This is a genomic window from Amycolatopsis sp. NPDC003861, assembly GCF_053605405.1.
In genome coordinates this window covers 1-1,331 of the sequence record NZ_JBSGJD010000519.1, presented here as the reverse complement: position 1 = coordinate 1,331, position 1,331 = coordinate 1, and the positions used below count along the sequence as shown (strand labels likewise).

Annotated in this window: 2 protein-coding genes; one reads left to right on the top strand and one right to left on the bottom strand. The window is 70.2% G+C overall.

Annotated features, from left to right (window positions below; genetic code table 11):
* The first annotated feature begins 65 nt into the window (after positions 1-65).
* Entirely contained in the window at positions 66-293 is a 228-nt protein-coding gene (locus ACWEVN_RS47910; protein ID WP_452055720.1) for a hypothetical protein, read from the top strand.
* On the opposite strand, the gene ACWEVN_RS47905 is transcribed toward ACWEVN_RS47910, so the two are convergent.
* A partial coding sequence (locus ACWEVN_RS47905; protein WP_452055719.1) for an AAA family ATPase occupies positions 286-1,331 on the bottom strand: 1,046 nt, incomplete at its 5' end. The genes ACWEVN_RS47910 and ACWEVN_RS47905 overlap by 8 nt on opposite strands.

Here is a 1,331-nt window from a genome sequence, read left to right as displayed (position 1 = left end):
GTTGGACGCACCGAACGCCACATTGGGGCGCTTTCCCGTAGCCTGGGAGCGGGACAGGGGGTCACATGGGGTTCTTCATCGGGCTTGGCGCGGTCCTGGCCGTGGTGCTCGTCGTCGCGCTGGTCATGGACCGGTCCGACCGCAAGCGGGGCGTCAAGCGCGGCATGCTCACGCCACGCGGACGCCGGCCGCGGATCGGCGACGCCCAGTGGATGGGCAACGACCTGCGCCACTACGAGCCCCGCGCGCACGGCGAAGACCGCCGCGCACCGCGCGAGGACGAGATCAGCTGACCGGAACCGGCTCTTCCTCGGTCGAGCGCAGGCGCTGCGAGATCACCTTCGTGATGCCGTCGCCCTGCATGCTGACGCCGTAGAGGGCGTCGGCGATCTCCATGGTCGGCTTCTGGTGGGTGATGATGATCAGCTGCGACGAGTCGCGCAGCTGCTCCAGCAGCCCGATCAGCCGGCGCATGTTGGTGTCGTCGAGCGCGGCCTCGACCTCGTCCATGACGTAGAAGGGTGAGGGCCGGGCGCGGAAGATCGCCACCAGCATGCCCACCGCGACCAGCGACTTCTCGCCACCGGACAGCAGCGACAGCCGCTTGACCTTCTTACCCGGCGGGCGCGCTTCGACGTCGACGCCGGTGGCCAGCAGGTCGTCCGGCTCGGTGAGGACCATCCGGCCCTCGCCGCCCGGGAAGAGCACGCCGAACACCGTCTCGAACTCGCGGGCCACGTCCGCGTACGCGGAGGCGAAGACCTCGAGGATCTTCTCGTCGACCTGCTTGATGACGGCTTCGAGGTCCTTGCGGGTGTCCTTGAGGTCTTCCAGCTGCGTGGAGAGGAACTTGTACCGCTCCTCCAGCGCCGCGAACTCCTCGAGGGCGAGCGGATTGACCTTGCCCAGCAGCGAAAGGTCCTTCTCGGCGCGCTTGGCGCGGCGGGCCTGGGTGTCGCGGTCGTAGGGCATCGGCGGCGGCGGGGTGACGTCCTCGCCGCGGTCCTTGGCCGCCTCGTATTCGGCCATCTCGCCCGCGCTCGGCGGGACCGGGACGTCCGGGCCGTACTCGCGGACGAGGTCCTCCAGGCCCATGCCGAAGTCTTCGGCGATCTTGGCTTCGAGGGTCTCCAGCCGCAGCCGCTGCTCGGCGCGCAGGACCTCGTCGCGGTGGACAGCGTCGGTCAGCTTCTCCAGCTCGCCGGTCAGCTCGCGGACCTTCGCGCGGACCCCGGGCCTGCTCGTCGACCAGTCCGGGTCGATGGCCGGCTCGGTGATCCACGCGGCGGTGACCGCGGCCTGCCTGTGGGGCCTGCCCGGCCTGAAGACGC